Origin of the sequence: Endozoicomonas sp. ALC013 (assembly GCF_049310205.1) — a bacterium.
Lineage (GTDB): Bacteria > Pseudomonadota > Gammaproteobacteria > Pseudomonadales > Endozoicomonadaceae > Endozoicomonas.
The window spans coordinates 1-3,022 of the sequence record NZ_JBLYNS010000296.1; the positions used below are offsets into that span (position 1 = coordinate 1).

Consider the following 3,022-nt stretch of genomic DNA (forward strand, 5'->3'; position numbering starts at 1 on the left):
GAATTCCTAAGCGTTGATACCCATACCGCTCGTGCTGAGCTTGTCGAAGTACGGTGGCAGCATCCTTCGACAAGCTCAGGATGAACGGGGTGTACGGGTATTAACGCTTTTCTGCACCAGGTTAATTCGAGGTGATCGGGTGTTACCCGGTTAAGCTTCTTCAGATCAGAATAAGAACCTATCGGTATCAAACTTCCCAGAGGGAATGTCTAACGTACTGTCACTAACAGGGCATTGAGAGCTGGAGTAACATTCTAAGTCTATAGTTTCACTCCGGCTATTGGAGTAAAAACCGTCAACAGAATCAACCGGCCAGCTCTCGAAAAGCTTTTCAGAAGGGGTCGTGTCGAATAACTTCTTATATTCAAGATTCATTTTTTCCAGCCCCAGTTTCAATCTATCCCAGCTAAAAAATTTAGTAGATGGGTCGAATACGGTGCGAAGAGGGATGGAATTATTTAAGTTATTGATAAAAATAGCGTTATGTTTCCATAAATCATAATGAAGGATGTAGAGTTCTGTCTTTTGGTCAAAAATAGCTGGATACGTGTTTTTCAGGCTGAGAAATAATAAATCGGTTCGAATGTCTTCCAGAAGATTTGTGAAAGCAGCTTCTGGAGTTGTCGCATTGTTAATAGCTTCAGACGTATAGCCCAAATTACTCATGGGCTCATTGGGGTTGAACTTCACAGAAACCATAATCATTGGTTGAGGGTGAAGCTGGATGAATTGGTCTGTGTAGCAACATTTTTCATCATAAAACACATCAGCGATTGTGTACTGTTTTTGGGCAAATGAATCATGGAGCCATGCAATAATTTGGCTATGGTTGTTCTTCAGAAAGTCTTTTGCCTCTTGATGTGGGAAAGTTACCAGGGGGTAAGGGCAGAGAGCTTTCGTGCCGGAGCTGATCGAGGCATTGGTTCCTACGACGGTACAAAGGTTTTTAGTGCATTCCAGTGGCAAACTCTCTCTTAATAATGTGCTATTATCATAGACTTTAATCGTTGAAGGACTGATAACACCCTTACACTCAGGACAGGGCTGCTGACGGTTTAATAGTTCATCAGTGCATTTTGAGTGGTACACATGGAAACATGGTAACAAGGATAATTGTTTGATTTCAGTACTGGTCAAAGTTTGCAGGCAAATAGCGCAATTACCTTGTAGAGCAGCTTCTACTCGCCGGGATGACTGTGTAGCTTGAAGCTGGTGCCCCTTAAAGTTTGCATTATTAGCTGGACACGTTGATTCAGAGGTATGGGCTGTAGGGTCAGGGATAACGTATTCAGGCTGTGTCCCAATGCTGCTGGTGTCAATCAAGTTGTATCTCCTTTTTTCCAGAAGTTAATTTCATCTTTTGACTATTATCACAATAAAAAGTTCCTGACCGGACTTACAGTAGGTTTCATTAAATGGTAACTGCCCTCTTAGCCAGAAATATACAATTCCATTTAGCCAACTGCTTATCTGCTGCTAACCCACCGGAGTTAATTCGAGGTGATCGGGTATTACCCGGTTAAGCTTCTTCAGATCAGAATAAGAAACTATCGGTATCAAACTCCCCGGAGGGAATTTCCAACGTACTTTCACTAACAGGGCGTTGAGAGCCGGGCGTGCTCCATTCTGCGCCTGCGGTTCCCCTCAGGCTGTTGGAGTGAAAACCGTCAACAGAATCAAATCCCCGGCTCTGAAAAGATCTCATCCGGGAGAATTGATTACACTCGAAAAATCTTTCAGAAGGCGTTGTTTCGAATAACTTCTTATATTCAAGACCCTGTTTTTCCAGCTCCAGTTTCAATCTATCCCAGCTAAAAGATTTAGTCGATGGATTGAATATGGTGCGAAGAGGGACGGAGTTATTTTTGCCATTGATAAAAATAGCGTTGTATGTCCATAAATCATAACGGTAGATGTATAGGTCTGTTTTGTGGTCAAAAATGGCTGGGTGCGAGTTTCTCAGACTGAGAATTAATAAATCAGTTCGAATGTCTTCCACAAGATTTGCGAAAGCAGATTCTGCCGTTTTTGCTTTATTAATATCTGCAGACGAATAGTACAATCCTTTCATGGGCTCGTTGGGGTTGTGCTGCACAAAAAGCGTAATCGCTGGTTTATGGTGAATGTGTTCGAATTCTGTTCCGCAATATTTTTCGTAATAACGCACATTAGCGGTTGTGTAGTGTTTTTGAGCAAATGACTCAAGGAGCCATTCAATAATTTGGGGATGGTTGTTTTCCAAAAAGTTTTCTGCCTCCTGATATGGGAAAGTTGCAAGAGGATAAGGACAGAGAGCTTGCGTGCCGGAGCTGATTGAGGCATTGGCACCTACGACAAGACAAAGGTCTTCAGTGCATTCCAGTGGCAAATTCTCTCTCAATAATGTGCTGTTTTGGTAAATTTTAATTTTTGAAGGATTGGCAAGAGCCCTGCAGTCAGGACAGGATTGATTTAATGCTTGAGCATAACATTCTGAGTGGTACACATGGAAACATGGCAACAAGGATAATGGCTTGATTTCAGTATTGGTGAAAGTTTCCAGGCACAGAGCGCACTTACCTTGCAAAGCAGCTTCTACTCGCCGGGATGACTGTGTAGCTTGAAGCTGGTGCCCCTTAAAGTTTGCATTATCAGCTGAAGACGTTGATGTAGGGGCTGCATCAGGGATAACGTATTTGGGCTGTGCCCCACTGCTGGTGTTAATCAAATCGTATCTCCACTTAACCTGAAGTGAATTTCATTTTTTCGACTAATTTCACAGTGAAAAGTTCATAACCGGGCTTACCGGTGAAACTGGATGGGCACGACAAGGTCTTTGCGAACTTCACCCGGACTGGCTGGGGAGCAGATACCATCGTCAATATTTAAACCTGAATTCTGATTCAGGAAAGCGAGTCCTCTAACCAATTCTCAATTCGCAGTCCGTCCACCCGTTTAAACCCACGGGTATTATTGGTCACCAGTACCAGACCTTCACTTCGACAATGGGCGGCAATATGCAGGTCATTAAGTAGTTGGCCAA

General features: G+C 43.1%; 3 protein-coding genes. All 3 read right to left on the reverse strand.

Features of this window, described 5'->3' with window-relative positions:
* Positions 1-165: 165 nt before the first annotated feature.
* Positions 166-1,323, reverse strand: a complete 1,158-nt coding sequence (locus tag ACO6V1_RS23265; RefSeq protein ID WP_422468889.1) for an RING finger domain-containing protein — start codon at positions 1,321-1,323, stop codon at positions 166-168.
* A gap of 211 nt (positions 1,324-1,534) precedes the next feature.
* The gene (locus ACO6V1_RS23270; RefSeq protein ID WP_422468891.1) at positions 1,535-2,707 is read right to left on the reverse strand and encodes an RING finger domain-containing protein; all 1,173 of its coding nucleotides are present in this window, start codon (positions 2,705-2,707) and stop codon (positions 1,535-1,537) included.
* A 175-nt stretch (positions 2,708-2,882) separates the two neighbouring features.
* Complete coding sequence (locus ACO6V1_RS23275; protein WP_422468893.1) at positions 2,883-3,002, reverse strand: hypothetical protein; 120 nt, start codon at positions 3,000-3,002, stop codon at positions 2,883-2,885.
* Positions 3,003-3,022: the final 20 nt, after the last annotated feature.